We start from the raw sequence: 26,612 nt of genomic DNA on the forward strand, positions 1-26,612 counted from the left end.
GCCACTTTCCACCTACAAAAACACCGCCCAAGTGGGCGGTGTTTGTTTATTCATGAGGCACGAGAGTTTATGGCGCAAGACGGTCAATGTCCCAACTTCCATCATGTTGGGAGAAAAGAAAGCGATCATGAAGACGGTGTTCACCACCCTGCCAAAACTCAATACTCTGTGGTTTTACGCGAAAGCCACCCCAGAAGGTTGGAACCGGTATTTCACCCTTAGCAAATTTCTGTTTTAGCTCTAAAAACTTACCTTCTAATACGCCTCGAGCAGAAATACGGCTACTTTGCTTGCTCGCGATTGCGGCTAATTGGCTCTCTTTTGGACGAGAAGTAAAGTATTTCATATTTTCTACGGCGGTGAGCTTTTCCGCCACACCAGTAATATGAACCTGGCGCTCTAACGGATGCCAAGGGAAGTGCAAACTAATATTGCTGTTATGCTCAAGCTGCTGGGCCTTGCGACTGCCTAGGTTGGTGTAAAATACAAAGCCATTTTTGTCGACGTTTTTTAATAGAACAATGCGTTGAAACGGCATGCCATTTTCATCAACCGTTGCAACTGTCATCGCAGTCGGATCCGTTAAACCCGCTTCAACTGCTTGCTCTAGCCACAGATTAAATTGATCAATAGGATCAGCTTTCAAATCTTTACGACGTAGCCCACCTTTGGTGTACTCACGACGAATATCAGCAAGTTCCATCTCTACTCCTTCACTCGTTTTTGTCGATTGTGCTCCCGATACTGAGGAAATACAAGGACATCATTGTGCTTGTTATCGTTGCCGCTCACAGCATCACAGTGTGTCATTTGATACCATGACACAAAAAACCAGTGAGCTGATCGTGAACTTACTCAACCCTAAAGCCCTACGCCATTTTCTATTGCTACTGTGTGCCGTTGGCATTTCAGGGCTTGCGCTTACTCATCATTACGCAACTCAATACCAACATGATAAGTGGCAACAAAAGCTAGAGAGACAAGCAGCGCAAGTGTCGCAAGAAGTCGACTACGAGCTGGCAAAGTTTGAACAGATACCAAACCTATTAAGTCACGATCCGAGATTACTCAAAGCAGTAGAACGCGGAGCGCCCTCTCACGAGCTCAACCTATTGTTAGCAGATTGGTTGACACAAAGTTTGGCCGATACGATTTACGTTCATGACCGCACAGGGTTGGTCATTGCCTCAAGTAACTTTCAGCAAGAAGATACGTTTGTTGGTTCCAGCTTTAGCTATCGTCCCTATTTTAAAAATGCGCGACGCGGTGAACCTGCTCAATATGTCGGGTTAGGCGTTCGTTCAAATAAACGTGGGTACTTCTTCTCATCTCCGCTTTGGGTAAATGATGAGGTCGTTGGCGTGATCACGGTAAAAGTGAATTTGGAGCAGTTGGAACAGCGTCTTTCGCAAACCACGACGGACGTACTCATCACGGATAAACACAATGTCGTGTTTATGAGCAATTTGCCTAACTGGCGCTATCGTGCACTCTTCCCGCTGTCACCGAGTGCAATAAACGAGCTTACCGAAACGCGTCAGTATGGCGATACCTTACCAGAGTATTTTGGTGAGCTTACCGCGCAAAGTGGCGTCACCGAGTTTGCTGATAATCAATTGCTCCTCTCACCTAATTACCTCGCATACGCGACACATTTATTGGATAAAGGATTTCGCGTCGTTGCCTTGATAAACCACAACAGCGTCCTTGCCGCCGTTTTACAGGCTGATATCGTCTTCCTGATTCTATATGCGCTCATTGCGCTCATTGCGTTAGCGTGGTTCCAAACACTAGTGAACAAGGCACGCCTAGCCGACCTTAATGTGAGCCTAGAAGAAAAAGTGGTGCAACGAACCTTAGTGTTGAGTAAGGCCAACCAAAAACTACAACAGACCATTCATCAATATGAGCAAAGCCAGCAAGAGCTCAAACAAACGCAACAAGAGTTGACCCAAGCCGCGAAATTGGCACTGTTGGGCGAGCTGTCTGCCAGTATTAATCATGAGATAAATCAGCCACTTTCCGCACTAAGAACCTATACCGAAAACTCGCAGCGTTTGTTGGCAATGGAAAAATACCCAATGGTCGCCGACAACTTGGGCAAAATGCTAACACTCAATGACACCATTTCGGAAGTGATCGCACGCTTAAAAGTCTTTACTCGGAAAGCCACGCACGATTCACACAATGAAATCGCGGTACTGCACGACGCAGTACATACTGCCACCAGCATTTTAAGCAACAAACTCATTAAACAAGGGGTGACATTAAAAGTCCCAACCATCGATTATAATGTGAAGCTAGCAATTCACAGCGTTGAGTTAGAGCAAGTTCTGATAAATCTCTTCCATAATGCTGCACAAGCGATGGAAAACTACTGCATTGATCCGCAAATATCTATTGCCGTTCAGTGTCATGATGACAGCTGTGACATTCTTGTTTCCGACAACGGGCCCGGCATGTCGGACGAAGCCCTAGCAAAAGTCTTTGACCCATTTTTTACGACTAAGCCAGAGGGCTTAGGGTTAGGTTTGACCATCTCCAAACGCATTTTAGAAAGCTATCACGGCTCACTCAGTGCTTATAAACATCAGAACACGGAACAACAAGCAGGAGGCATGACCTTTATCGTAACGCTGCCAATCGCTATCCAAAACCAACGCAACCCAGAAGTGGAAAACAACCATGAATAATCCCGTTTTCTTTGTTGATGATGAACCACATATTCGTGATGCCGTCGCTCAAGCACTGCTTATTGAAGGGATAGACGTCACCTGCTTACCAAACGCCGTGGAAGCCTTACGCGTTATCGACCCAAATACGCCAGCGATCATCATCACCGATATCCATATGCCTGTGATGGATGGATTGGAGTTCATGCGAACGTTGCGAAGCAAAAACGATCACTTTCAATTTATCGTACTTACCGGACATGGAGATGTGAAAACCGCGGTAGATGCGATGAAAAGCGGCGCGTACGACTTTCTCGAAAAGCCTTTTTCAACGGAACAACTTATGAAGTCGCTCAATAACGCTGGTGATAAGTTGAATCTATTGCAGGAAAACATCTGGCTTAAAAAAGAGCTCGACATGCAAACTCATGTTGGTCCGAAAATGATTGGTCACAGTAAAGCCATGGTGAGCATTCGTCGCGCTTTGATCAGCGCACCAACGAACCAGCCGCTCATTTTTGTTGGTCAAGATGGCACAGGTCGCCGGCTCGCCGCGCAATTTGCCCACGACATACATGCAACGCCAGACAGCGAGTTAATCGCCGCTTCTGGTGAGGATCTCTATGAGCTTTCATTAGAAGCCCTCGATAAAGCCATACATCGCTTGATTGAAGGAAAAAGCCATTGCAGCTTGTACTTACATAGTGCTGAGCATGTCTCATATGAACAATGGCAATGCTTGTTTAACCACCCGAAACTTGAGCGTGTTTTTGGTGCAACAACCCAAGTCGATCCGTCTATCAAAGCCCTAGCTACTCTAATTCACTTGCCGACACTCGATGAAAGAAAAGAAGACATTGGACCTTTATACAAGCACTTTGTACGCCACGCTGCGAGTCGTTACCAACTTCAACCGCCACACATCAGCTTAGAAGAAGTCAAACATCTGACCGATTTAGAATGGCCAGAAAATATTAAGCAGCTACGCCAATTTGCAGAACTTCGCGCGCTCAAGCCAGATACCTTCCGAATGGAAGATTGGAACAGTGAAAAAAGTATCGAAATTCAGAGTATGACTCAGCGCACAGAATACTTTGAATATTGCTTATTATTCGATGCACTACAAAGACACCGAGGCAGACTCAAAGAGGTTCAACTAGAATTACAGGTATCACGCAAAACCTTGTACGACAAACTAAAAAAACATCAGTTGGATAAAACCAAGTTCAAGGCGCAATAGCCATACTCTGACGATATCTTCACTTTTCTTTTGCTAGAGAAGCATTGAAAACGCTCATTCGGAGAGAGAATGGTCTTCGTCTCATATTTTTATTCGCCGAGCATACTGACATGATCGGTTAATAATAATAAGATCAAAAAGATAATCAGCATTTATATAAGCAGGGACTGTGATGAGCCGAGATAACTACAACAAACTCAACAATGAAGAGTTGGATTTTGTTGACGACAAAACTGCAGCATTGCTCCTCAACACCCCCAACAGCGCACGTTTGATGCTCTGGGTGATGGTGTTGTTTTTTATTGCTGCAATAGGCTGGGCGTCTTGGGCTGAAATCGACCAGGTCACTGTTGGTCAGGGAAAAGTCATTCCCTCTTCACAGATTCAAGTTGTCCAAAACTTAGAAGGTGGCTTAGTCAAAGAAATTTTAGTCAAAGAAGGTCAGTTGGTTGAAAAAGGTCAGCAGTTACTCCTTATCGATGACACTCGCTTTCGCTCTGATTTTCGTGAGCGTGAACAACAAGTTGCCAACCTAACTGCGTCTGTGCTGCAACTCTCAGCTTCAATCAACAGTGTTGCCGTGAATCGTGATTTTGAAACGGAAAACTGGCGCCAAAGCGTAGTACTCGATTATGGCAAACTGACCTTTCCACCAATTTTAGAAGAAACTCAGCCGAAACTCACTCAGCGCCAGAAAGCAGAGTACCGCGAAGATTTAGACAATTTACGCAACCAACTTTCGGTGATTGACCAACAAGTTCAGCAAAAGCAGCAGGACTTAGTAGAGATTGAAGCGCGAGTAAGGAACTTACGTCAAAGCTATCAATATGCGAAGAAAGAATTAGACATCACCAAACCGTTGGCTGATGAAGGTGTTGTGCCTCGTATTGAATTACTCAAGTTACAACGCCAAGTCAACGACACCCGCCGCGAAATGACTTCCAGTGAGCTCAAAATCCCGGTATTAAAGTCAGCAATTCGAGAATCCATGCTTAATCGCATTGATGTTGCGCTCAAATTCCGCTCTGAACAGCAAGAGAAACTCAACAGCGCCCAAGACCAGTTATCTGCCTTGGTTGAATCAGCAGTGGGTTTAGAAGATAGAGTCAATCGAACCGTTGTGAACTCGCCAGTAACAGGCAAAATCAAAACGCTGAACATCAACACCGTTGGGGGTGTTATCCAGCCAGGCATGGATATCGTCGAAATTGTACCAACTGAAGATACGTTATTAGTAGAAGCGAAAATTGCGCCCAAAGACATTGCATTTTTGCGCCCAGACCTACACGCCATCGTGAAGTTTACGGCTTACGACTTCACTAAGTACGGCGGCTTAGAGGGTGAATTGGAGCACATCAGCGCAGATACAACCCAAGATGAAGAAGGAAATAGCTTTTACATCGTTCGTGTCCGCACCGATAAAACGAATTTTGGTCAAGATGCAGATTTACCAATCATTCCAGGAATGACGGCATCGGTCGATATCATCACAGGGAAGCGAACCGTTTTGGAATATCTACTTAAACCGATTTTAAGTGCCAAAACGAACGCCTTGAAGGAGTAAATCACACCAAGGTACTCACAACGGCGAGTATTGAGCGATAAGTGATTAAATAAAAAGCACTTGTTTCTCACTGACGAACCCTTTAGAAGAGTATACTTGTGATATGAGTCGAATATGCGATCCAATTTGAAGCGTAAAGTTACATTATTAATCAGTTTAAGTTGTTTTTCGTTCCAAATTGGTGCGTTAAGCAGTAAAGAACAACAATGGGTCAATACGGTCACAGCGGTGTACGGCGAACGTGCGGGATTGCGCGTAAATACATGGCGAAAAAACCTCGACTTATTTAAACAATTAGAGACACATGAACAGCTCGCTGGCGTCAACGACTTTTTTAACCAGCTGTATTTTGTTGACGACATAAAACTGTGGGGAAAGACAGATTATTGGGCTACGCCACTCGAATTTTTAGGGAGTAATGCAGGGGATTGTGAGGATTTCACCATCGCCAAGTACTTCTCGTTACTCGAGCTAGGAATACCAGATTCTAAGATGCGTTTGATCTACGTAAAAGCCATCGAACTGAATCAGTTTCACATGGTATTAGCTTACTACCCAACCCCAAGCTCTGAGCCGCTCATTCTCGACAATATCAACCCTGATATTGTCCGAGCCTCTAAACGTAGCGACTTGCTACCGATATACAGTTTTAATGGTACAAACCTGTGGTTGATGAAGTCTTCTGCTAGCACTGGAGAGCTGGCAGGGAAAGCATCACGGTTGAGCCTTTGGAATGACTTACGCTCGCGCGAACGTAAGTTGCAGTTAAATAAACCTAAAATTAACTATGACGAGTGAGAAACATGACCCTATATAAGAAGCTTGTAGTGGGAATGGTTACGGTCTTTATACTCTTGTTGGCATCAGTATTCGTAATCCAATTCAACACGACTCGAGACAGCTTGGGACAACAGCAACGTTCAGAGGTCAACAACACCATTAACACCGTAGGTTTGGCATTGGCTCCTTACCTTAAAGACAAAGATAAAGTCGCGGTAGAATCCGTGATTAATGCTCTGTTTGACGGCAGCACCTACTCGGTTGTTCGCCTTACCGCTTTAGATTCTGACTACCAAATCGTGCGCACTTACCCGGTTAAACCAAGTACGGTGCCACAATGGTTTATCGACATGAATCTATTCAAAGCCATTCACGATAAGCGCGTAGTGACCAGTGGTTGGATGCAACTTGCTGAAGTGGAAATCATTAGCCACCCAGGAGCAGCTTACGAGCAGCTCTGGCAAGGCTTTATTGGTTTGTTATCTGCGTTCAGTGTCATTTTCCTGGCTGGTTTAATTGCGATTTCGTACATCCTCCGTCGCTCACTAAAACCATTAGCGGCCATCGTGAAAAAAATGCATGAAATCGCTAATAACCAATTTGGTGAACCACTTGCTCGTCCAAGAACTAAAGATCTGATCGCGGTGGTAGATGGCATTAACATGATGTCTGCTCAAATTGAGCTGTCATTCAAAGAGCAAGCGAAAGAGGCACAACGACTGCGTGCTCAAGCTTACCTCGACCCTATCTCCAAACTGGGTAATCGCTCGTTCTACATCAACCAAATAGACCAATGGCTTGCAGAGCAAACGCAAGGGGGTATCGCGCTACTCCATGCAGAATACATTGGTGACATTTACGAGACAAAAGACTACCAACGCGCCGATGCCCACGTAAAAGAGCTGTCTCAACGTCTGAAAAACACCATTGATGTGCCGGGAGCTACCATTGCACGCCTGTCTAGTGATGAGTTTGGCCTGCTTTTCCCACACATGGATGAAAGCGAACTACGCATTTTGGCGGACAGCATCGTGAACTGCGTTAACGGGTTGAACACTGATCCAACCGGTCTAGCCAAACCAAAAGCAGCCTTAGGTGTTGCGCATAGTAAAGACCAAAAAACGCGCTCTGAAATCTTATCTATGGTGGATAATGCGCTCTCGAAAGCCAAAGCTCAACCAGACAAAGCTTACGGCTTTATCGGCAGTGACACACCTTCTAACTTAATGGGTAAACAGCAGTGGAAAGCGCTGGTTGAAGAAGCGATTCATAGCGATTGGGTTAAATTCCGCTTCCAAGCAGCGAAGAACACTTGGGGTAAAGTGTTCCATAACGAAGTGTTCTCAAGCATCGAAAAAGAGGGCGAAACGTTCCGTGCCAACCAATATTTATTCGCACTAGAGCAGTTAGACGCCACCAATATTTTCGACCAATACGTTATTGAGTCGATGATTAAGATGCTAGAAAGTGGCGAGCTAATCGATCCTGTCGCGATCAATATTGCGCAAAGCAGCTTGTCTCAGCCATCGTTCATTCGCTGGACCACCAGCATGTTAGAAAAACACGCAAAAGTGGCCTCTAAGCTACACTTTGAAATTCCAGAGGAGTGTTTTATTGATCAGCCTCACCACACGGCGCTGTTATGTAATGCCATTCGCCAATCCGGGGCTGAGTTTGGCGTAGATAACTATGGACGTAACTTCCAGTCATTGGAGTACATCCAAGAGTTCCGCCCTAACTATGTGAAGCTCGATTACCTATTCACACACAACTTACACGACGAAAAACAGAAATTCACGCTAACGTCGATTTCTCGTACTGCTCATAACCTAGGCATTACGACTATCGCGTCGCGTATTGAAACTCAAATCCAGTTGGACTTTCTCACCGAGCATTTTGTTGAGGTATTCCAAGGATTCATCGTCGACAAGGAATAAAAAGGTTTACCACAGATGAAAGACCCTTTACTGAATTCGCTCATCTACGTTAGCCGTTACTATGGGTTAGCTAACTCGCCAGAAGCGCTGGTCAATGGCCTTCCGCTTTCAGACGGCAAGCTAACTCCATTTTTGCTACCAAGAGCAGCGGAAAGGGCCGGATTGGTTGCCAAGGAAAACCGTGCAGAGCTGGAGAACATCTCCAGCCTGATTCTGCCGGCAATCTTAGTTCTTAAAGGCGGTGACTCATGCGTTCTCAACAGCATTAACGCGGAGACACGCGAAGCCGAAGTCACCACCTTAGAAAGTGGAATGGTGCCAATCTCCATTCCATTAGAAGACCTACTTGAGCAGTACACTGGTCGCTACTTTTTAGTTAAAAAACAATTCCGTTTCGATGAGCGCTCTCCCGAGGTGCTCAAAACCAACGAAGGTCACTGGTTTTGGTCAACCTTGTGGCAGTCAAAACGTATCTACCGCGATGTTTTAATCGCCTCACTTCTCATCAACCTCTTTGCCGTTGCCGCCCCGCTGTTCACTCGTTTGGTGTACGACAAAGTGGTACCAAATCTCGCGTTTGAAACCTTATGGGTATTGGCAAGCGGCATCTTTGTTGTCTTTCTATTCGATTTCATACTCAAATCGTTGAGAAACTACTTTATTGATGTCGCAGGAAAGAAGTCTGACATTCTGATTTCCTCCAAACTGTTCAGCAAAGTGATGGGGATTAGAATGGAATCGAAGCCGCCTTCGGTCGGCGCATTCGCTCGCCATCTTCAAGAGTTTGAATCTATTCGAGAATTCTTCACGTCTGCAACCGTCAGTGCCCTAATTGACCTGCCTTTTGCCATTCTGTTCTTGGTGATTATATGGCTAATGGCTGGCGATCTTGTGTATGTTCCAATGGTCGGCGTGGTCATTTTGATTGTTCATTCACTACTGATTCAAGGACCGCTGCGTCGCTCTATAGAGGAAGGGTCACGCTTAGCATCGCAAAAATACGCCAACTTAATTGAGAGTCTAGCGGGGCTAGAAACCGTAAAAATGCTCAGCGCGCAAAGCCAATTCCAATACCGTTGGGAAGAAGCGGTGGCGCACATGGCGAACTGGAACATCAAAAGCCGCCGCATTACCGACAGCATCCAGAACGCGGCAGGCTTCGTGCAACAAAGTAGTAACGTTGGGATGATCATTCTCGGTGTTTATCTGATTGCAGAGGGCGAGCTCACTATGGGTGGCTTAATCGCCGCAACCATGTTGAGTGGTCGCGCCATAGGGCCTTTGGTTCAGCTGTCTTTGCTCTCAACGCGCTACAACCAAGCGAAGTCTTCTATGACGATTATCAATCAAGTCATGGAAATGCCAGACGAGCAAGAAGAAGGGAAACGCTACATCCATCGCCCAATCATCCAAGGTAAGATTGAAATTGATCGCGTAACGTTTCATTACCCAGACTCTCCTGTCGCGTCTATACGTAACATTTCTCTCACGATAAATCCTGGAGAAAAAGTCGCGATAATCGGTCGAATTGGTTCGGGTAAGACAACGTTAGAGCGCTTGATCATGGGCTTGTATAAGCCAACAGAGGGACACGTACGTATCGATGACACTGATATTGCACAGCTTCACCACGTTGATGTTCGACGTAACATCGGCTGTGTGCCTCAAGATTCGAATCTATTCTTCGGTTCGATTCGCGACAATATTACCTTGGGTCGTCCACTAACCGATGACCGAGACGTGCTTGATGCAGCAAACCGTGCAGGCGTGACCGCATTTACACAATCGGATCCAGCTGGTTTAGAACGTCAAGTAGGTGAAGGTGGTGCGATGCTTTCTGGTGGTCAACGTCAAGCAGTCACGATCGCTCGTGCATTTTTGGGCCGTCCTCCCGTCCTACTCATGGATGAACCGACCAGCGCGATGGATAACCGCTCTGAAATGCATATTAAGCACCAGCTATCTCAGCTCAAACCGAGCGAAACATTGATACTGATTACGCATAAAACGTCGATGCTCGACATCGTTGATCGAGTAATTGTGATGGAGAAAGGCAGCATCATTGCTGATGGTCCTAAAGCGCAAGTGCTGAATGACCTGAAGCAAGGCAAAGTACGTGCGGTTAGCTAACCGAAATTAGCATTTACAAAAGAGAAAGGCCCCGTTTGCACTCATGTTTAACGGGGCTTATTTTATTGAGAATCCAAGATAGTTAAGCTCTTCAAGCGCTATCCAAACGAGCACTAGCCCCACAATCACTACCAACATCATAATCGCCTTTTCATCTTCTTCCATTTGATAGATATCCTAGCAAGCCATTTCACTCAACACGTCTTAGGTTATCAGGACAAAAATCATATTCAGCACGTTTATACGCTCCTAGCCTCATATAATACCGGATATGAGATACAGCTCAAACATTAAACACTTTAAAACCGCATCAACTTTGGTTGAATATATGCGGTGAGCGCAAACAGAAGTAAAGCTCTGCACACTATTGATAAAACTCTACAACTCTCCGTAGGCTCTAGGGCGAAATTCCTAGGTAGAGAGACGAAAATGGAGAGAAAAATTTGTGATTACTTACATCAGAAAATCAGCTATAACAGCGGTTTTCTTAATATCGTCGAGTTGAAGAAATGAATGATTGGATCCATCTAGATCAAGTGAGCCAGTATTTCACCGCTGGCTCTCTCGGGTACAAAGTCTTAATGGGCATTATTGTCCTGATTGCATATCGCATTCTGAAGAGAATCGTCAATCGAGCCATTTTAAACTTAGCGACCTCAAAAGGTGTAAAAAAGGCCCGCCTGAGTTTTATTCAGCGTTGTTTTAACGTCGTGCTTTTATTTTTAACCGCGTCTGTTTTTGCCATTATCACCGGGATTGGCTATGGCGATGTGTCATTGTTCCTATCGTCCATTTTCGCCGTATTGGGTGTGGCGTTTATTGCGCAGTGGTCAATTCTGAGCAACATCACTGCCAGCTTTTTGATCTTTTTTGTCTTCCCATACCGAGTGGGCGATCGCATTAAAGTCGTAGAGAAAGACGAAGACATCAGCGGCGAGATTCAAGAAATCAGTATGTTTCACGTGTTAATTAAGCACGATAACGGTAACTTGATCACTTACCCAAACAACCAGATTTTGCAAAAAGCGGTACTAAAGCTGGCGAAAAACAAGCCAGAGCCAAGTAAAGCAAAATCTCGGATTTATACTCGCAGAAAGAAATAACCCACTAAAAAGCCGATGTAGATACATCGGCTTTTTAATATCACTTGGTAGTCACAAATAACCCAAAGTTAATGGAGAACAACAGTGAAGAGACAAAACGTATAAACTGAAAGGTCACCGCTGTATTCTTTCATGATAAACACATGACACATCGCCGAAACCAAAAGCGCCACTTTAACCAAAGTAAGCTTCTTCTTTACGAACCTTAAATAAATACAAAAAATAGAGATGGTGCAAGCAAAGAAAAAATCGTCACTAGTTCCATCTTCCTTAAAATACAAGGACATGGTTTTAGTTAAGCTTATATTTTTAGCTTCATTATGAGCCACCCACTAATATTTAGCGAGATAAGGGCAGAAAAGAGGTAAAAAACAAGACTGACCGAAACAAAAAGTAGTGCATGCACTTTTTCTTCTAAGCTCTCTGGATGAACATTCATATCCACATCAAACACCCACCCTATAAAGTGTGCAAATACCGTGGAAGAGGCTGTAGAAAGGCCTCCTACCATAATGATAATAATCCCTCGCCTTAAGAAACGATGAAATGTACTTTTCCCGCCTTGGATCAGGTCTGAGTTTACATATTTTAATCTATTTTTCCGCCTATTAATCATCACTAGCATCGGTACCTTTATCATTGTTTCCAAGAGAGTTTTCTACATCTTTAAGATCTTCCTTTAACGCTTTTATACACGACATTCATCGTCGTTGCATTCACTGTAGTTATGCCGTCGACTTACCCTATAAGAAGGCTCTTTAGATACCAATTCGTACTTTATCTATCTCAAATCTCTTCTTGACCTCAACTTAGCTTGAGGTTTTAGCCTTAGTCGCACGATTAAAAATCAACAATGAAAAAAGGAACCATTGTGTCCAAAATTGCGATTATTTATTTCTCTAAAACCGACGTTACTGGTCAGCTTGCTCGCGCGATTGCCGCAGGTGTTGAACAACAAGGCATTAAGCAGCAAGACGAATGTGAAATCCTCTCTCACCGAATTGAAGGCAGTGAGATTATTGAGGGACGTTTTGTGAACCCTAAACTAATGGATGAACTTGCTGAGTGTGATGCGATTATCTTTGGCTCACCGACCTATATGGGCGGTGTAGCAGCGCAGTTTAAAGCATTTGCAGATGCAAACAGTGAATCTTGGTATTACCAAAAATGGGCGAGCAAAATCGCGGCTGGCTTTACCAGTGGTGGGGCAATGAATGGCGACCAATCTTGCACATTACAATATCTACAAACGCTCGCTAACCAACACGGCATGATGTGGGTCGGGTTGGATAAGATCAGCAATTCTGGGGAGCAAAACCTGAATCGTTATGGTGTACAAGGTGGTATTGTTGCACAAGGTGGTGAAAGTGGTCAGTTGCATGCTTCTGATGTTGCAACGGCGGAGTATCTTGGCAAACGAGTCGCTATGCTCGTGAACAAGCTCTCCGCTCGCTAACAATAAAAAGAAGCCCCGTAAGACACATCTGCGGGGCTTCGTATTTATCGCTTGTTTTGAGCGCTACTTTTTAATGTAGAGATCTTTCGAGTAGATGCGCCCTTCTACGTTGTTCTTTGCAAAGCCACCCACGGTTGGACGAACCAAACGTGCTTGCATGTAGTAATAGATTGGTGCGATGGGCATATCTGTCGCCAGCAACTGTTCAGCTTGGTCGTAAAATCCTTGGCGCGCTTTCTCATCGGTTGCAGCCAGTGCACTGTTCATCGCGTTGTCGTACGCTGCATTGCTGTAACGTGCAAAGTTACCCGAAGAACCTGAGCGAAGTAAGCTCAGGAAAGTAGACGTTTCATTGTAATCACCACACCAGGAAGCGCGCATCACATCGAAATTGCCTTGTTTACGCGCCACTAAGTACGACTTCCACTCTTGGTTTTCTAACTCCACGTTTGCACCGAGATTTTTTTGTAGCATCGACGCTATCGCAACCGCGATCGATTTGTTTGCCTCACTGGTGTTGTACAGCAATTTAAAATCGAGCGGCTTGTCTTGGCTGTAACCCGCTTCTTTTAACAACTGACGCGCTTTCTCGTCACGTTGTTGCTGACTCCACTTACTGTATTCAGGCGGCGTCGCATCAAACCCTGCGGTGTACTGATGCGCAAAAGTATAAGCAGGAAGGTTGCCCACTTGCGTGACACCATTTGTAATCACATCGCGCATGATGGAGTACGACACCGCTTGACGCACTCGCACATCATCAAATGGCGGACGAGTGGTATTGAACGCGTAGTAATACGTGCACAACAATGGCACCACCGTGTAAGCCTGCTTGTAATCTTGTTTAAGCTTCTGCGCCATATGAGTCGGCACATCTGACGTGATATCCAACTCTCCTGCCGCATAACGATTGATCGACGCGTTTTGGTTTTCAAACGGAATGTAAGTCACTCTGTTTAGATGCGTATCTGCGCTGTCCCAGTAACTTGGACTCTTAACCAGTTCAATGCGCTCATTCACGACCCACTTATCCAATGTGAATGCACCGTTGCTAACAAATTGGTCTGGATCGCTCCACGGCTTGTCGCGGTTTTCCACTGTCGCTTGATGCACTGGCATCATGGACGTGTGCCCAGTCATGGCAACAAAGTACGGAACTTGACTGTCCAACTCAAAACGTAGGGTGTATTTATCCACCGCCTTGATACCGAGCTCGTCCAAAGGCTTTTTGCCCTCTGCTACATCGGCGATGTTTTTGATCTTGGTGAGTTTGAGATACCAAACATTTGGAGAAGCGGTTTTCGGATCTACCGCTCGGCGCAGTGAATAGACAAAATCCTCCGCCGTCACAGGCTCGCCATTCGACCATTTCGCTTCTTTGCGCAAGTGAAAAGTAAAGGTTTGGTTGTCGTTGGTTTCCCATGATTCTGCCACACCGGGAATGATGTTTCCGTCACGATCTTGAATCACAAGCCCTTCAAATAAGTCACGAATCACATGCATTTCTGGCAGACCTTCGGCTTTCGCTGGGTCAAGCGTCGCCGCCTCTGCGTCATTCGCACGTACTAAATGCTGTTCTGCGGCAAGTTGAACGCCGTTAGGTAAGGTCTCCGCAGCAACTGATGTAGCAAGAAAAGGGGTGAATAAAGAGGAAATCAGCAACGCCGTTGAATGTTTTTTAAAATCCATATCGTTTTTCGTTCTCCTAACGCGTCTTGTGAAGCAAGTGCCACAATTAACATTTCAACCGTTGACGAGTTTAAACGGTTCAGTTTAGCTAGGTGTAATTAGCTTAGATATTGATACTACTTCATCAATCAGGAGATTACGGTGAGTCTAATTCCAAGAACGGAAAGAGCGGCATTTTTAATTCGGCCAACAATATACGGTCAATCCGTGCTTGGTGCGCCATTACTGTATTTTCCGGCTCAAGTCGAAAGTGCTTCGCGAGGTTTGATTTTGGCAGGCACTCACGGGGATGAGACGGCCTCGATTGCAGGTTTGTCCTGCGCGCTAAGAAGCTTGCCAGCTGAAAACTTACGACATGATGTGATTCTGTCAATGAATCCTGACGGCAACCAACTAGGCACACGCGCAAATGCAAACCAAGTGGATCTTAATCGCGCGTTTCCAACCCAAAATTGGACTGAGCATGGCACTGTGTATCGATGGAGTTCTCACACACCCGTTCGAGACGTAAAGGTGAAATCTGGCACTAAAAACCAGCTAGAGCCAGAAGTTAGCGCATTAATTAACTTGATTGAACTGCGCAAGCCAAAGTTTGTTGTGTCGTTTCATGAACCGCTGGCGTTTGTGGATGATCCCAAACATTCCGTCCTTGCCAAATGGCTCGGCGAGCAGTTCCAACTGCCAATCGTTGACGATGTCGACTACGAAACACCCGGCTCATTCGGCACTTGGTGTAGTGAACGTGATTTACCTTGCATCACGTTGGAATTGCCCGCGATTTCTGCCGATCTCACCATTGAAAAACATCTCTCTGCTTTTATTGCTTTGCTGAGGCACGATCCGGATCTCTAGTCCGCTGTTAAACAAGCGATCATGTGAGGATCTGCTTGATGTCAGTACTGATATCGCTGATCAACTGACGGGCACTGTCGTCTCTTTGCTGAACCAAGATGATAAACAGCAAATCGGTGATCACGTTTTGCGCGGTGCGCGAAGCAATGGATGAGCTGCGATGTTCCGTTTCATTGGCAATCGTATCAAACGTAATATCGGCAATACTGCGCAAGCGACTTCTCCCAGGCGCAGATAACGCAATCACCTTCGCGCCCTGCTCTTTTGCCGCTTCTGCCGCGACGAGAATTTCTTTGCGCTCACCCGAAAACGAGATTGCGATCTGAACATCTTCTGGAGAGAGCGTGCGGGCAACAGCAATCTGCACGTGGCTGTCTTGTTCAGAAAGCGCCGTAATACCAAGTTTAAGCAGTTTAAAGCTTAAATCCTTCGCGGTCAGTGCAGAGCCCCCAATCCCGACCACTTGCACTCGACGCGCTTCACTCAACCATTTCACCGCTTGGTGACACGCTTCGTAAGACAGCGTATTGGTGGTTTGAAACATAGCATCGGTTTTCGCTTTCACCAGTTTCTGTGAAATAACCGCAATGGGGTCGTCAGCCAAAATATCACTGTGCAGCGGTGTCGACTGCATCGCATGCTTACGGCCAATCTCTTCATTCAGAGCTAATTTAAACTCGCTGTAACCTTTAAAGCCGATACGCTGAGTAAATTTCACAATGCTCGATTGACTCACTTTTACTTGCGCCGCAAGTTCTTGGCTGGTGAGCAGCGCCGCCTTTTCTGCGTTTTCAACAATCCAATCGCCGACCAAACGACCACTTTGCGAAAGCTGAGTACGCCTCGCGACTATCTTATTGATAACTGACACAACAAAAACCTCAAAAAATTTTAAATAAATTATTCCAAAACAAAAATAATTGGAGTTTGATTTAACCCCATGATTATTCTAACCAAGCCAGTTTATACCGGATGTAATGGACGTATATTTTCTCTCATTATTCCAAATTTCGCCTGCACAAAGAATAACCTCAAGTGTGATTTTTATCACCAAAATAGAATATTTTATTCCATAGAATCGCCCTCAGATTGAACATTACGAAGAGTGTAAAACATGAAAATTGATTTAAGCCGATTGGTGACAGAAAGCCGTAATCCAGCCAGTGCAGAGATTGATACGCTTTCGACCATCGAGATGCTGCAAGTCATTAATGAAGAGGATCAAAAGGTCGCGCTCGCGGTCAAAGCGGTGCTACCACAAATTGCAGAGACAGTTGATGCAATTACCCAAGCTTTTGCAAATAGTGGCCGTTTAATTTACATGGGAGCTGGCACATCAGGCCGCTTAGGAATTCTTGATGCGAGCGAGTGTCCTCCTACCTACGGCACGCATCCAGACATGGTGATTGGCTTAATTGCTGGTGGACACCAAGCGATTTTGAAAGCGGTAGAAAACGCAGAAGACGACGTGGAAATTGGTCAAGACGACTTAAAAGCGCTTCACCTCACCAAGCATGACGTGGTTGTAGGCATAGCTGCAAGTGGCCGCACGCCTTATGTGCTAGGTGGTTTGGAGTACGCTAAATCCATCGGAGCTACGACCGCATCTATCGCCTGTAATCCAGAATGTGCCATGGCAAAAGCGGCCGACATCGCGATTCTGCCGATTGTTGGCGCAGAGGTTGTCACTGGCTCTTCTCGCATGAAAGCCGGCACCGCACAAAAACTGGTGTTAAACATGCTCACGACAGGTGCAATGATTCGTAGCGGTAAGGTATTTGGCAACTTAATGGTGGATGTAGAGGCCACCAACGCCAAGCTCATCCAACGCCAAACCAACATTGTTGTAGAAGCAACTGGCGCATCAAAAGAAGAAGCAGAGCGAGCATTAAATGCCTGCGATCGACACTGCAAAACTGCCATCTTAATGATTTTGGCCGATTTGGATGCCGAACAAGCCAAATCACGCCTCGCCGCGCACAACGGTTTTATTCGCGCAGCACTAAATAATAACTAAATAATCCGAGTTCTGAAGGATAGACCCTATGGCAAAAATAACTTCAAACACAGTATCGCAGTTGCTGTCCGCAGTGGGTGGCAGCAGCAACGTAAGCAAATGTGGTAACTGTATGACGCGTTTGCGTTTATCGCTCGCCAACAATGGCTTGGCTGATCAGTCAGTTATCAAGCAAATTCCCGGCGTAATGGGTGTGGTGGAAAGCGATGAGCAGTTTCAGATCATTCTCGGTCCCGGAAAAGCTCAACAAGCGGCTGAGATGATGAATCAATTGATCGATAGCTTAACCTCTGGTGACAGTGAAGAACCAGATATGCCGCAACAGGATCTTTCTGCCGTCGCGGCCAAGCAGAAAAAACAGATGAAGAGTAAGCAAACCAGTGCGGTTCAGCGTTTTTTAAGCAAGTTTGCTACCATCTTTACGCCGTTGATCCCTGGCTTTATTGCCGCTGGTTTGTTGCTAGGTTTTGCGACGTTATTGGAACAGATGTTTGTTCTCGACCAGACACCAAGCCAGTTTATGTTGGATTTGATCGCCTACATGAAAGTCTTTGGTAAGGGTCTGTTTGCTTTCTTAAGTATTCTGATTGGTTACAACGCGCAGCAAGCGTTTGGCGGCTCAGGTGTTAATGGTGCCATTCTCGCCTCTTTGTTTGTACTGGGTTACAACCCAGAGGCTACATCCGGCATTTACTCTGGCATGAACGAATTTTTCGGCTTTGCGATTGATCCGCGCGGCAACATTATCGGCGTACTTTTGGCGGCGATCATCGGTGCGCAAGTCGAGCGTAAGGTTCGTCAATACATGCCAGATGATCTGGACATGATCTTAACGTCCGTTATCACTCTGTTGATCATGGGTGCGGTAACCTTCTTGATCATCATGCCAATCGGCGGCGAGCTGTTTAAAGGGATGTCTTGGTTGTTCCTCAACTTGAACGATAACCCATTAGGCGCTGCAATCTTGGCAGGTTTGTTCTTAATTTCTGTGGTATTTGGCATCCACCAGGGTTTTGTTCCAGTGTACTTCGCATTGATGGAAGCACAGGGCTTTAACTCGCTGTTTCCTATCCTAGCGATGGCTGGTGGCGGTCAGGTTGGCGCGTCAATGGCGCTGTATTTCAAAGCCAAAAAAGACGCTCTACTGCGCACTCAAGTTAAAGGCGCTATTATTCCTGGCCTTCTAGGTATTGGCGAACCATTGATTTACGGCGTGACATTACCACGCGTAAAACCATTCGTTACCGCTTGTATTGGTGGTGCTGCGGGCGGCTTCTTTATCGGCTTAGTTTCTTACCTTGGCTTGCCAGTTGGTCTTAATACGGTGTTTGGCCCGTCCGGTATCGTGGCGATTCCTCTCATGACATCAGAAAATGGCATCTTCCCGGGCATGATGGTGTTTGTTGCTGGCCTGCTTATCTCTTACATCGTCGGCTTCCTCGCGACTTACTTCTTTGGCTGCAAAGACGTCGATTTAAGCTAAATCATTCTTCCCCTATAGGAATGGACTAGCTCGCGCCCTTGGCAAACAAGGGCGCACCCTCTCTCTACTTCACGACAATTTTTCTTATTCCGTTACTCGGAAGGGGCTTTGTCGTACCTAAAACAACAGAAATGAAAGGTCGTTAATCATGAAAAAGCACATTTTGACTCTACTTATCCCAACATTGATGGCATCAAACGCAATGGCAGCGCAGCTGTATCAAGCGGAAGATGGGTCAGTTTTAAATATTTACTCTCGTCTTGGTTTCAATGTCACCAGTAAAAATGATGAGCACGGCGATGCAAATGGCGAGTTTGATGGCCGTATTGGTTTAAACGGTTCACAAACCATCAACGAGTACGCGTCGATCATCGGCCAAGCGCAATACCAAGTGGGTGCCGCTGAATACGCAAACCAAGTAAACGACAAACCGTCTCTGACCGCACGTTATGTATGGGCGGGGATTGATGCGAAAGATTATGGTCGCATTACTGGTGGTCGCGTGGCATCTGGATTGATTATGTTTACCGACATTGGTGATGTGTTCGCCTCTTCCGATGTTTCTATGGCGCGCCAAGCGAATAAAGTCGACAAAACCGCGACGCAAGTTTTCCGTCAAGATGGCACGCTGCAATACCAAAACAGCCTAGGTAATTTCGATTTTTCTGTCGCGTACATTTTAGGAAACAACACTTCTGAACTCGACTACGGTTACAACGCTGCACTGCGTTATACGCTAGACATGGGGAATTTGGGTACCTTGGCACCAGTGGTGGCGATGCAGAAAAATAAAGGTGATGCACGTGAAAGCAACGACACCGATTACACATTCTGGGGCGCAGGTACGCGTTACTACCTAGGTGATTTGATGTTGGGTGCGTTGTACTCGGAAGATGAACTAGAGGGCTATTACTCACAAACCAGTACCGACAAAGTGATGGAACTGACGGCGGTTTACAGTGTAAATGACAAATGGGCACTGCGTGCTGGTTATCGTTCTTTAGAAAACAGTGATGGTGACGAGCTAGAGCTGAAAGATACAACGCTAGAAGTGCAATACAAACTGACGCCTCGTTCTTCTATCTACACAAACTACGTTGATCGTAACGGCTCGCGTGGCTACAGCAATGGACAAGAAGTCTCGTTTGGCGGTGCGCACGCAGACGAAAGCTACTACCACTTAGGTCTGCGTTACGAGCTGTAAGCACGATATTTAATGTAAGTTAGCTGAATCCATGAGCTTCTTCTATGTCCGGTCAGTAGTTATTGCCTTTAATGCTGATTTGAAGAAGCTCACCCTCGCAATATGTTTTCTTCGCTACCTGTTTTGACCAACACGCCTGCATCAGGAAAGCTGGTGACAGTAGCTAACAATTTTCCATCTACAAAGTGCAATGCCGCATAATCGTGAATGCCATAACAAGTGATGCTCGGTTGAGAACGAGCAAAGGCTTGGAAAACCTCAAACTTCTCACCGACATGGGAAAAATGCGCCGCAGCCAAACCGTCAATTAATCCAAGACAACGCATAACTTGGTATGCTTCGGGATCACTGTCTGTCACCGCAAACTCAAACCAACAAATTGCACCAGCGCTCATGCCACAAATGATGATGCCTTGTTCATAGCACTGCTTGAGTATTCTATCGATTCCCCATTCGCGCCAAATGGCCAACATCGAACGCGTATTACCGCCACCGACGTAAATGATGTCTTGTTCAAATAGCGTTTCTTTCCAACCAGCTTCAAACTTAAACAGCGGAAAATGGGTCACGTTTTCACTAAGCTTCGCATCGTAAAAACGTTCAATCACTTCATCGGCGTCTCCCGTGGCTGTCGGTAGAAAACAAATGTTTGGATTCTCCTTACCAGACAAAGACAAAATGTATTGATCGAGCGGGCTCGGATTCTCTCCCATCATCCAGCCACCACCACCAATCGCAATACAGTGTTTTCGCATTCCTTTGCTTCCTCTATTATTACTAAGTTTGCTGTCGCTATTCGCCGACAGAATATATGTTCCTAAAGTGATCAATGAACGCTCGCGTTCTTCTTGGTAAGTGCTCACGTTTTGGGTAAAGCAGATAAAGCGGCAAAATCGCATCCGTTTGCCAATCTGGCAGCAAACTCACGAGTTGTTCTTTTTGTGCAGGTTCGAGTTCGGCCAGCGCAAATTCATCTAACATGGCAACACCACAACCAGCCAAAGTAGCATCCAACATGGACCGGACAAGATTAAAACTCAGCGTACTTTCTAACCCAATACTGCACTGCTGCTGAGTTTGCTTATGTGTAAACGTCCATTTATCTAACACCAAGTCGCGACTTTTATAAAGGATGTGCTCTAAGTCACCAAGATTCTCTGGCGTACTTACATTTGGTTTATCAGCTAAATACGAGCGATGAGCGATTGGTTTACAGTGTAAAGTGCGTAGCTGATGGCCGACGTATCCCTCTGGAGGATTATCGGTAAAGTAGAATGCGATATCAAACCCAGCCTCAATCAAGTCGAGAGGTGTCTCTGTGAAGATCACTTCGACGCTCACTTGTGGATGTTGCAATCGAAACTCGATCAATGTTTGGCTGAGTAACGCGGCTCCAAAAGAAGCAGACGCCGCTATTCTCAATTTTCCCGATACGATCTCGTTTGCCATGACTTGTTCATTAATCTGCTCAGCGCCTTCGAGCAGTTGCTTTACCTGCTGATAAAACCGCAAACCATCGTAGGTCAAATTAAACTGGCGCGTAGTTCGCTGAATAAGCTGCACCGACAATATGTCTTCAAGCTGTTTAAGTTGCCGACTTACATGCGCATTCGAACAATTCAGGCGCTTTGCCGCGCCAGCAATACTTCGCTCTTCGCACAAAGCGACGTAAAGTGGTACGTAACTGAGCCATTTTATTTCCATACAGTAATTCTGAATCTCTAAAATCAAACTACTGGAAATAATAGAAAGCATCTAAACTCTGTACAACCTAAATTTGAAAGGATGAGTTATGAGTGTTTTCGACACGTGGTTAAAAGGTCAAGTCATTAAAGATCACATCACAAATCCCAATATCATCGTTGGCGATTACAGCTATTACTCGGGCTTCTATCATCAAAAAAGCTTCGAAGAGCAAGCGGTACGCTACTTGTTGGGTGACCCCGTCACACTTCAAGAATGGCAAAGTAGAGAACCCGATAGCATCGACAAATTAATCATCGGCAAGTTTTGTTCCATCGCTTCTGGAGCCACCTTCATGATGGCAGGAAATCAAGGTCATCGCATTGACTGGATTTCGACATTCCCCTTCTCTCCTGAAGAATTTGGAGAAGGCGTGCAAGACGGCTTCGAGCGTGCCGGAGACACGGTGGTGGGGAACGATGTTTGGATTGGAAGCGAGGCGATGATCATGCCCGGAGTAAACATCGGCGATGGAGCCGTCATCGGAGCACGCGCCGTAGTGACGAAAGACGTGCAACCTTATTCGGTGGTGGTTGGAAACAACCAAGTCGTACGTCAACGATTCGGCGATAAAGAGATTGAAACTCTACTCAATATCCAATGGTGGAACTGGCCAATAGAACACATTAAACAAGCAATGAACGTAATGTGTAGCAGCCAAGTCGGTGCGCTTGCGGACTACTATCAAGAGCACATTGTCGATTTGTAGATAAACAAAAGCCCACACATCTTGTTGCAACGTGTGGGCTCAGTGAATAAGAAAGCTTAAACCGCAGCGACGTCCTCTTCTTCCAAGTTCGCCGAGACTTTAATTTCGTATTGATTGAAACGGAACGAACAACCGCCATGAGTGCGCTTTGTCGTTACTTGTTCGTCGCCAAACTGCACCGTCACGCGAGTGAAGACACGCTCTTTGGCTTCGACAATATTTTCTTCTAACGCGACTTCAAAGTCATGTTCCGTTTGTTCTAGCTTTTGCTTTATCGCTTCAAGCTGCTCGTTGTTTTGTGTTTTCATCACATCAATCTGAGCTTGTTCTTCGTCGGTACGTTCGGCTTTAGGACGTTTCTTAAATTCGAGCTCTTTACGAATCACATCCATCGTTCCTTCTTGAGCGCGTTTGTATTGATCTTTAAGCTCTGCTAATCGCTCCTTAAATGCAGAATAGCGCGCGAACGCTTCTACCTTAGTGGCGGTGTCGCCTTCTACGCCCAATTGTAAGCACACCACTTTGTCACCGACTTTTGCATCTCCGCCGCTGAGCGTACCGTTCCTACCGTTCGCATCCAGCACCGTCAGATTGCGCCCACAAACAATATCGTTATTCATGCTGTGCACCGCCAACTCAATATCTTCGCCGGCTTGCAAATCACAATATTGGGCGTAGCTGGCACGAATCGAACCTTTGGCTTTGACGTGACAACTCTTTGGCTGGCCATCACTCACGGTGTGGCCAATGATCCCTTTACCAACTTGAATGTCGTCTTGCGCTTGTACGTCAGCCGATTCAATGAAGCCGCCTACAGTAATAGAGCCCGTCGCTTTAACAATCATTCCGGATTCAATGTTGCCACCGATAATCACATTCCCTTTAAATTTCACGTGACCTGTATTCACGCCAACGCTATTGAGACAGAGTGCGTTATCAACTTCAATGGTTTTGTCTTTAATCAGAGGCGTACCGGACACCGATGCGATCAATAGGTTTGGGTCGTGCTTGCTTATCTCGGTGCCCTTGCCTGGCTTCATTGGGCTGTCTTTCCCGGCTTGTGGAGGAATCACTCGCCCTTGAACAGTAAAACCAGGCGTACCTTTGGTCGCAGGCTTGCGGCGCATCACCTCATCGCCTACGTCAACCGCGATAGTTTCACCGAGGTTACGTAAATCAATTTTGTCGCTAGCAGATTGGCCGTCTTTGGGTTTGAGGATGCGTTTGGTGATGTCTTTAACGAGAGGAGTAAAAAGAGCGTCTTTGCCTTTGATAGGTTGCTTACCAACCGCTACAGGTTGAGAAAAAGTTTCGCCGGGTTTGAGCTGAGTGCTGACAACCAGCACTTTCTTCAAAGCCAGTTTGTTGATGCCTTTCGAAACTCGCGCTTGAGCAAGGGCTTGAACAATCTCGGGGCCACGTAAGCCTCGGCCTCCGTACGCGCCGACAACGTTCATACTGGCGAGCATGTCATTATTCGATAATTCGACCTCAACTTGCGCGTTGCGTTTTTCCGCAATGACGATGCCTTCGTAAGCTTCGGCTTTACGTTCTTTGGCGCAGTTAATGAATCTCACGACTTCCCCCTCTACAACAAACAGCTTTTCAGCGTTCATTGCGACGAGCTGCTCGTTTAATTCATTTTGATTTAGCTCACCACCGAGGTCCGCTTCTCCCGGAAGACGGGCTATCACCTTGGTCTTATCTTCAGATAACTCAAGACACAGCTTCCACATACCCTTACCACTTTGCTTCCCATCAACACTTTCAGTCTACCCAAATCCGTTTTCTGAACAAACCTCGCATTTCTTATTATAGGGCTCACGTCACTAAAGAAAGTAATCCATCAATAACGGTTAAACAGATATTAAGAGAGCATTTCGATTTAACCTAAAGCTCAATCAAAATACACTCCGAAATAAAAAGGAGCTTGATTTACAGTGTAAAATCAGCTCCTAATAATTTCATTTACATTGTAAATTTCCCTTTAGTGTTTACAGTGTAAATCGTTCCAAATGTGTCTTACTTCGTCCCTTAACTGCTGCTCAACTTGCCTTCTTCCAGGTAAACCAAATTGCAGAGCACATTCAGTCCAACTACGGTTAAGAAAAAGCTTACTGATCATCAAGTCGGAAGCGGAGTTCAAACCTAAGTTAAGTAACCACTGCTGAAGCCAAGCAGACACGGACTCATAACTGTTACCACCATCAGCATAGCATTCAATTAGTAATAACTTAGCGGGATGAAGTGGACTCATTCCCAAAGGTTGCGGTAATATAGCTCGAAAAATTGAGGCTTCTAATTTTGGATAGACGTCAGCCACATTGTTAGACAACATTTCTTCAAATAGCGCCTGAGATTCATCGACCCAAGCCGTCTGTTTGGAATCACAAGCTTTGACCATCAAGACTGAATAACAACCGCTAGCAGCATCACGCATTGAACCTAAGCGAATTGCACGGAAGTTCGATTGTCGCCAGAAATAGACCAACTCTTCCGTCGCACCGAAACTCGTGGATAAGTAAGCAATGTGTTTAGCCGCCATTTGATCAAGTTGCTGCAGCATTTTTTGACCGATGCCTCTTCCTTGCAATTCCGGATGAACAGCAATTCTCATGACTCGCAGCGTCGATAGATTCGCGACATTCGGAAATCCTAGGTGGTTTGCAATCGTAACTGGGGCTAAGTGTCCTTTAGGACGACGCTTACCAAGCTGAATTTCTTCAACCAATTCAGCGTCAAGCCCACCCTCTTCGACCGCTAATATTACCCCCACAACCGCATTATCTTGCTTAGCAAAATAGAGCTGACTGTTGTCGTCTTGCAAAAGGTGAATCAAATCATTCGGCGAGGTCTGATAATGAGCATTAACCAAAAGAGCGAAGCACTCGCGCAGCAAACTAGGCTGCGATATCAAATCGTCCTTATCGGCTTTAGAAAGGGAAATTGAGTCGACCTGGTTAAGTTGATGGTGCGTAAACTCCGCATCCAACAAAAACGCGTCATAGAGCCATGATTCGAGCGCATCATTCATGCTCCAGCGGATGGGCTGTGTCATGTGCCATGTTTTCATTCCCGAACGCTGTTTCTGAAGCCAATCAACAAATTTAATCGTAAAGCCCCGGCCACAACCTTCATAACCGTGAATAGTCGTAGAAAAAACGAGTCGATGATAATGTTCGGTAATGCTTTTAAGCATAGGAACTGGAATTGCAGCCGCTTCATCGACAAGTAACAAATCACATTCAGGTCGGCTCGATAGAAGTTCGTCAGGAGCAATGAATTGAATGGCTCCCTGCCCTGATTCTAATCTGTCCTTCCTAATACGCTGCGCATTAGGAAGTAACCGCAAAGCATGTTGGTAAACAGGCTCAACAGCTTTTATAGATGGTGCCGTAATTAAGATTCTAAATGGCTTCTGCTGTAATAAGTTCGCACACGCAATACCAAGTGCGCTTGTTTTTCCACGCCCACGATCAGCGGTCAAAATTAATGGTCGCTTTCGATGTCCTGTCACCACCTTTTCAATTAGAGAAATGGCATGTTCTTGTTCCGTGTAGTGGCTTTCTTTTTCTGCTTGCTTGATGTCTGGAGCCGTTGGCAATGGTTTGTCTTGCTCAATAACAACGAGCTTCTCCCATTGTTTGTGCATCCATTGCTGAGCAAAGTTCGCAGTTTGTCGCGGCTCAGTAATGATAATAAGAAGGCCACCGCCAACCAATGTGCCAAGCGCGGCGGTAAAGCTATTTGCGTCAAAACCATTTCGAGCATCAAACAATAGAACGTCACACTCTCTGCCTAACAACATGTGCCCTTGTTTAGGCGAAACACTGTATGCGTTCTCCAAACCAAAATCGCCGACACAAAACCAACGTTGATACATCTGTGTTTTATGGAACTCTGACACCAATGCATCTTGCCAAGAAGACTCGCCTTGAATGACGATGCCGAATCTTTGGAAAGATTGGTGAGCTTGTAGTTGAAGTGATGAAAGGAAATCAGATTGTGTCTGCATTTTGTCTATCCAACGTTG

At 45.7% G+C, this 26,612-nt stretch carries 21 protein-coding genes; 13 read left to right on the forward strand and 8 right to left on the reverse strand.

Translation table 11 applies throughout. The annotated features are described in order from the left end of the window. Positions 1-67: 67 nt before the first annotated feature. Positions 68-703 carry a pyridoxamine 5'-phosphate oxidase gene (pdxH, locus tag NL643_RS07245; RefSeq protein WP_005392142.1) on the reverse strand — a complete coding sequence of 212 codons (636 nt, stop codon included), beginning with the start codon at positions 701-703 and terminating at the stop codon, positions 68-70. Between the two features lie 115 nt (positions 704-818). Between pdxH and NL643_RS07250 the strand changes: the two genes are divergently transcribed. From NL643_RS07250 to NL643_RS07280, 7 genes are all read left to right on the forward strand, one after another. Then, positions 819-2,693, forward strand: a complete 1,875-nt coding sequence (locus tag NL643_RS07250; RefSeq protein ID WP_253644236.1) for an ATP-binding protein — start codon at positions 819-821, stop codon at positions 2,691-2,693. Then, on the forward strand, positions 2,686-3,912 hold the full coding sequence (locus tag NL643_RS07255) for a sigma-54 dependent transcriptional regulator (protein WP_054866765.1): 1,227 nt from the start codon (positions 2,686-2,688) through the stop codon (positions 3,910-3,912). Before NL643_RS07250 ends, NL643_RS07255 begins: the two co-directional genes overlap by 8 nt. A gap of 172 nt (positions 3,913-4,084) precedes the next feature. Continuing rightward, on the forward strand, positions 4,085-5,476 hold the full coding sequence (locus NL643_RS07260) for an HlyD family type I secretion periplasmic adaptor subunit (protein WP_203347777.1): 1,392 nt from the start codon (positions 4,085-4,087) through the stop codon (positions 5,474-5,476). A 114-nt stretch (positions 5,477-5,590) separates the two neighbouring features. After that, entirely contained in the window at positions 5,591-6,274 is a 684-nt protein-coding gene (locus tag NL643_RS07265) for a transglutaminase-like cysteine peptidase (protein ID WP_005392134.1), read from the forward strand. A 5-nt stretch (positions 6,275-6,279) separates the two neighbouring features. Continuing rightward, positions 6,280-8,193, forward strand: coding sequence for an EAL domain-containing protein (locus NL643_RS07270; RefSeq protein WP_253644177.1), 1,914 nt, complete (start codon positions 6,280-6,282; stop codon positions 8,191-8,193). Positions 8,194-8,208: 15 nt separating this feature from the next. After that, positions 8,209-10,323, forward strand: coding sequence for a type I secretion system permease/ATPase (locus tag NL643_RS07275; RefSeq protein ID WP_006740888.1), 2,115 nt, complete (start codon positions 8,209-8,211; stop codon positions 10,321-10,323). Between the two features lie 509 nt (positions 10,324-10,832). Continuing rightward, entirely contained in the window at positions 10,833-11,426 is a 594-nt protein-coding gene (locus tag NL643_RS07280) for a mechanosensitive ion channel family protein (protein WP_253644178.1), read from the forward strand. A gap of 301 nt (positions 11,427-11,727) precedes the next feature. Here NL643_RS07280 and NL643_RS07285 read toward each other — a convergent pair whose 3' ends face one another. Beyond that, a complete protein-coding gene (locus NL643_RS07285) occupies positions 11,728-12,066 on the reverse strand; it encodes a hypothetical protein (RefSeq protein ID WP_253644237.1) in 339 nt (112 codons plus the stop codon). 231 nt (positions 12,067-12,297) lie between these two features. Here NL643_RS07285 and NL643_RS07290 point away from each other — a divergent pair, with 231 nt between their 5' ends. After that, positions 12,298-12,882 (forward strand): flavodoxin family protein, encoded by a 585-nt coding sequence (locus NL643_RS07290; protein ID WP_253644179.1) that lies wholly within the window; start codon positions 12,298-12,300, stop codon positions 12,880-12,882. 63 nt (positions 12,883-12,945) lie between these two features. On the opposite strand, the gene NL643_RS07295 is transcribed toward NL643_RS07290, so the two are convergent. Beyond that, a complete protein-coding gene (locus NL643_RS07295) occupies positions 12,946-14,571 on the reverse strand; it encodes an ABC transporter substrate-binding protein (RefSeq protein WP_253644180.1) in 1,626 nt (541 codons plus the stop codon). A gap of 141 nt (positions 14,572-14,712) precedes the next feature. Here NL643_RS07295 and mpaA point away from each other — a divergent pair, with 141 nt between their 5' ends. After that, the gene (mpaA, locus tag NL643_RS07300) at positions 14,713-15,423 is read left to right on the forward strand and encodes a murein tripeptide amidase MpaA (protein ID WP_253644181.1); all 711 of its coding nucleotides are present in this window, start codon (positions 14,713-14,715) and stop codon (positions 15,421-15,423) included. A 19-nt stretch (positions 15,424-15,442) separates the two neighbouring features. On the opposite strand, the gene NL643_RS07305 is transcribed toward mpaA, so the two are convergent. Beyond that, positions 15,443-16,294, reverse strand: coding sequence for an SIS domain-containing protein (locus tag NL643_RS07305; protein ID WP_253644182.1), 852 nt, complete (start codon positions 16,292-16,294; stop codon positions 15,443-15,445). A gap of 243 nt (positions 16,295-16,537) precedes the next feature. Between NL643_RS07305 and murQ the strand changes: the two genes are divergently transcribed. From murQ to NL643_RS07320, 3 genes are all read left to right on the forward strand, one after another. Then, positions 16,538-17,440 carry an N-acetylmuramic acid 6-phosphate etherase gene (murQ, locus tag NL643_RS07310; RefSeq protein WP_253644183.1) on the forward strand — a complete coding sequence of 301 codons (903 nt, stop codon included), beginning with the start codon at positions 16,538-16,540 and terminating at the stop codon, positions 17,438-17,440. 28 nt (positions 17,441-17,468) lie between these two features. Beyond that, complete coding sequence (gene murP / locus NL643_RS07315; RefSeq protein WP_140289652.1) at positions 17,469-18,923, forward strand: PTS N-acetylmuramic acid transporter subunit IIBC; 1,455 nt, start codon at positions 17,469-17,471, stop codon at positions 18,921-18,923. A 148-nt stretch (positions 18,924-19,071) separates the two neighbouring features. Next, the gene (locus NL643_RS07320; protein ID WP_025589113.1) at positions 19,072-20,127 is read left to right on the forward strand and encodes a porin; all 1,056 of its coding nucleotides are present in this window, start codon (positions 19,072-19,074) and stop codon (positions 20,125-20,127) included. Positions 20,128-20,216: 89 nt separating this feature from the next. Here NL643_RS07320 and NL643_RS07325 read toward each other — a convergent pair whose 3' ends face one another. Further along, positions 20,217-20,882, reverse strand: coding sequence for a peptidase E (locus tag NL643_RS07325; RefSeq protein ID WP_253644184.1), 666 nt, complete (start codon positions 20,880-20,882; stop codon positions 20,217-20,219). Between the two features lie 37 nt (positions 20,883-20,919). After that, positions 20,920-21,831 carry a LysR family transcriptional regulator gene (locus NL643_RS07330; RefSeq protein ID WP_253644185.1) on the reverse strand — a complete coding sequence of 304 codons (912 nt, stop codon included), beginning with the start codon at positions 21,829-21,831 and terminating at the stop codon, positions 20,920-20,922. Between the two features lie 88 nt (positions 21,832-21,919). Here NL643_RS07330 and catC point away from each other — a divergent pair, with 88 nt between their 5' ends. Beyond that, positions 21,920-22,579: a type C chloramphenicol O-acetyltransferase gene (gene catC / locus NL643_RS07335; RefSeq protein WP_253644186.1), complete on the forward strand. Its 660-nt coding sequence runs from the start codon at positions 21,920-21,922 to the stop codon at positions 22,577-22,579. Between the two features lie 56 nt (positions 22,580-22,635). Here catC and NL643_RS07340 read toward each other — a convergent pair whose 3' ends face one another. Both NL643_RS07340 and NL643_RS07345 read right to left on the reverse strand, forming a co-directional pair. After that, a complete protein-coding gene (locus NL643_RS07340) occupies positions 22,636-24,315 on the reverse strand; it encodes a DUF342 domain-containing protein (protein WP_253644187.1) in 1,680 nt (559 codons plus the stop codon). Positions 24,316-24,566: 251 nt separating this feature from the next. Next, entirely contained in the window at positions 24,567-26,594 is a 2,028-nt protein-coding gene (locus NL643_RS07345) for a tRNA(Met) cytidine acetyltransferase TmcA (RefSeq protein ID WP_253644188.1), read from the reverse strand. Positions 26,595-26,612: the final 18 nt, after the last annotated feature.

Source organism: Vibrio sp. Y42_MX_L11 (assembly GCF_024181785.1).
Taxonomy (GTDB): Bacteria; Pseudomonadota; Gammaproteobacteria; order Enterobacterales; family Vibrionaceae; genus Vibrio; species Vibrio diabolicus.

What these genes read in the sequence shown, in the direction of transcription:
- NL643_RS07280 (WP_253644178.1), top strand. Translation starts at nt 10,833, where the DNA reads ATGAATGATTGGATCCATCTAGATCAAGTGAGCCAGTATTTCACCGCT.
- murQ (WP_253644183.1), top strand. Translation starts at nt 16,538, where the DNA reads ATGAAAATTGATTTAAGCCGATTGGTGACAGAAAGCCGTAATCCAGCC.
- NL643_RS07255 (WP_054866765.1), top strand. Translation starts at nt 2,686, where the DNA reads ATGAATAATCCCGTTTTCTTTGTTGATGATGAACCACATATTCGTGAT.
- NL643_RS07270 (WP_253644177.1), top strand. Translation starts at nt 6,280, where the DNA reads ATGACCCTATATAAGAAGCTTGTAGTGGGAATGGTTACGGTCTTTATA.
- NL643_RS07320 (WP_025589113.1), top strand. Translation starts at nt 19,072, where the DNA reads ATGAAAAAGCACATTTTGACTCTACTTATCCCAACATTGATGGCATCA.
- NL643_RS07250 (WP_253644236.1), top strand. Translation starts at nt 819, where the DNA reads ATGACACAAAAAACCAGTGAGCTGATCGTGAACTTACTCAACCCTAAA.
- pdxH (WP_005392142.1), bottom strand. Translation starts at nt 703, where the DNA reads ATGGAACTTGCTGATATTCGTCGTGAGTACACCAAAGGTGGGCTACGT.
- NL643_RS07285 (WP_253644237.1), bottom strand. Translation starts at nt 12,066, where the DNA reads ATGATAAAGGTACCGATGCTAGTGATGATTAATAGGCGGAAAAATAGA.
- catC (WP_253644186.1), top strand. Translation starts at nt 21,920, where the DNA reads ATGAGTGTTTTCGACACGTGGTTAAAAGGTCAAGTCATTAAAGATCAC.
- NL643_RS07345 (WP_253644188.1), bottom strand. Translation starts at nt 26,594, where the DNA reads ATGCAGACACAATCTGATTTCCTTTCATCACTTCAACTACAAGCTCAC.
- NL643_RS07340 (WP_253644187.1), bottom strand. Translation starts at nt 24,315, where the DNA reads ATGTGGAAGCTGTGTCTTGAGTTATCTGAAGATAAGACCAAGGTGATA.
- NL643_RS07325 (WP_253644184.1), bottom strand. Translation starts at nt 20,882, where the DNA reads ATGCGAAAACACTGTATTGCGATTGGTGGTGGTGGCTGGATGATGGGA.
- NL643_RS07295 (WP_253644180.1), bottom strand. Translation starts at nt 14,571, where the DNA reads ATGGATTTTAAAAAACATTCAACGGCGTTGCTGATTTCCTCTTTATTC.
- NL643_RS07330 (WP_253644185.1), bottom strand. Translation starts at nt 21,831, where the DNA reads ATGGAAATAAAATGGCTCAGTTACGTACCACTTTACGTCGCTTTGTGC.
- murP (WP_140289652.1), top strand. Translation starts at nt 17,469, where the DNA reads ATGGCAAAAATAACTTCAAACACAGTATCGCAGTTGCTGTCCGCAGTG.
- NL643_RS07260 (WP_203347777.1), top strand. Translation starts at nt 4,085, where the DNA reads ATGAGCCGAGATAACTACAACAAACTCAACAATGAAGAGTTGGATTTT.
- NL643_RS07265 (WP_005392134.1), top strand. Translation starts at nt 5,591, where the DNA reads ATGCGATCCAATTTGAAGCGTAAAGTTACATTATTAATCAGTTTAAGT.
- NL643_RS07275 (WP_006740888.1), top strand. Translation starts at nt 8,209, where the DNA reads ATGAAAGACCCTTTACTGAATTCGCTCATCTACGTTAGCCGTTACTAT.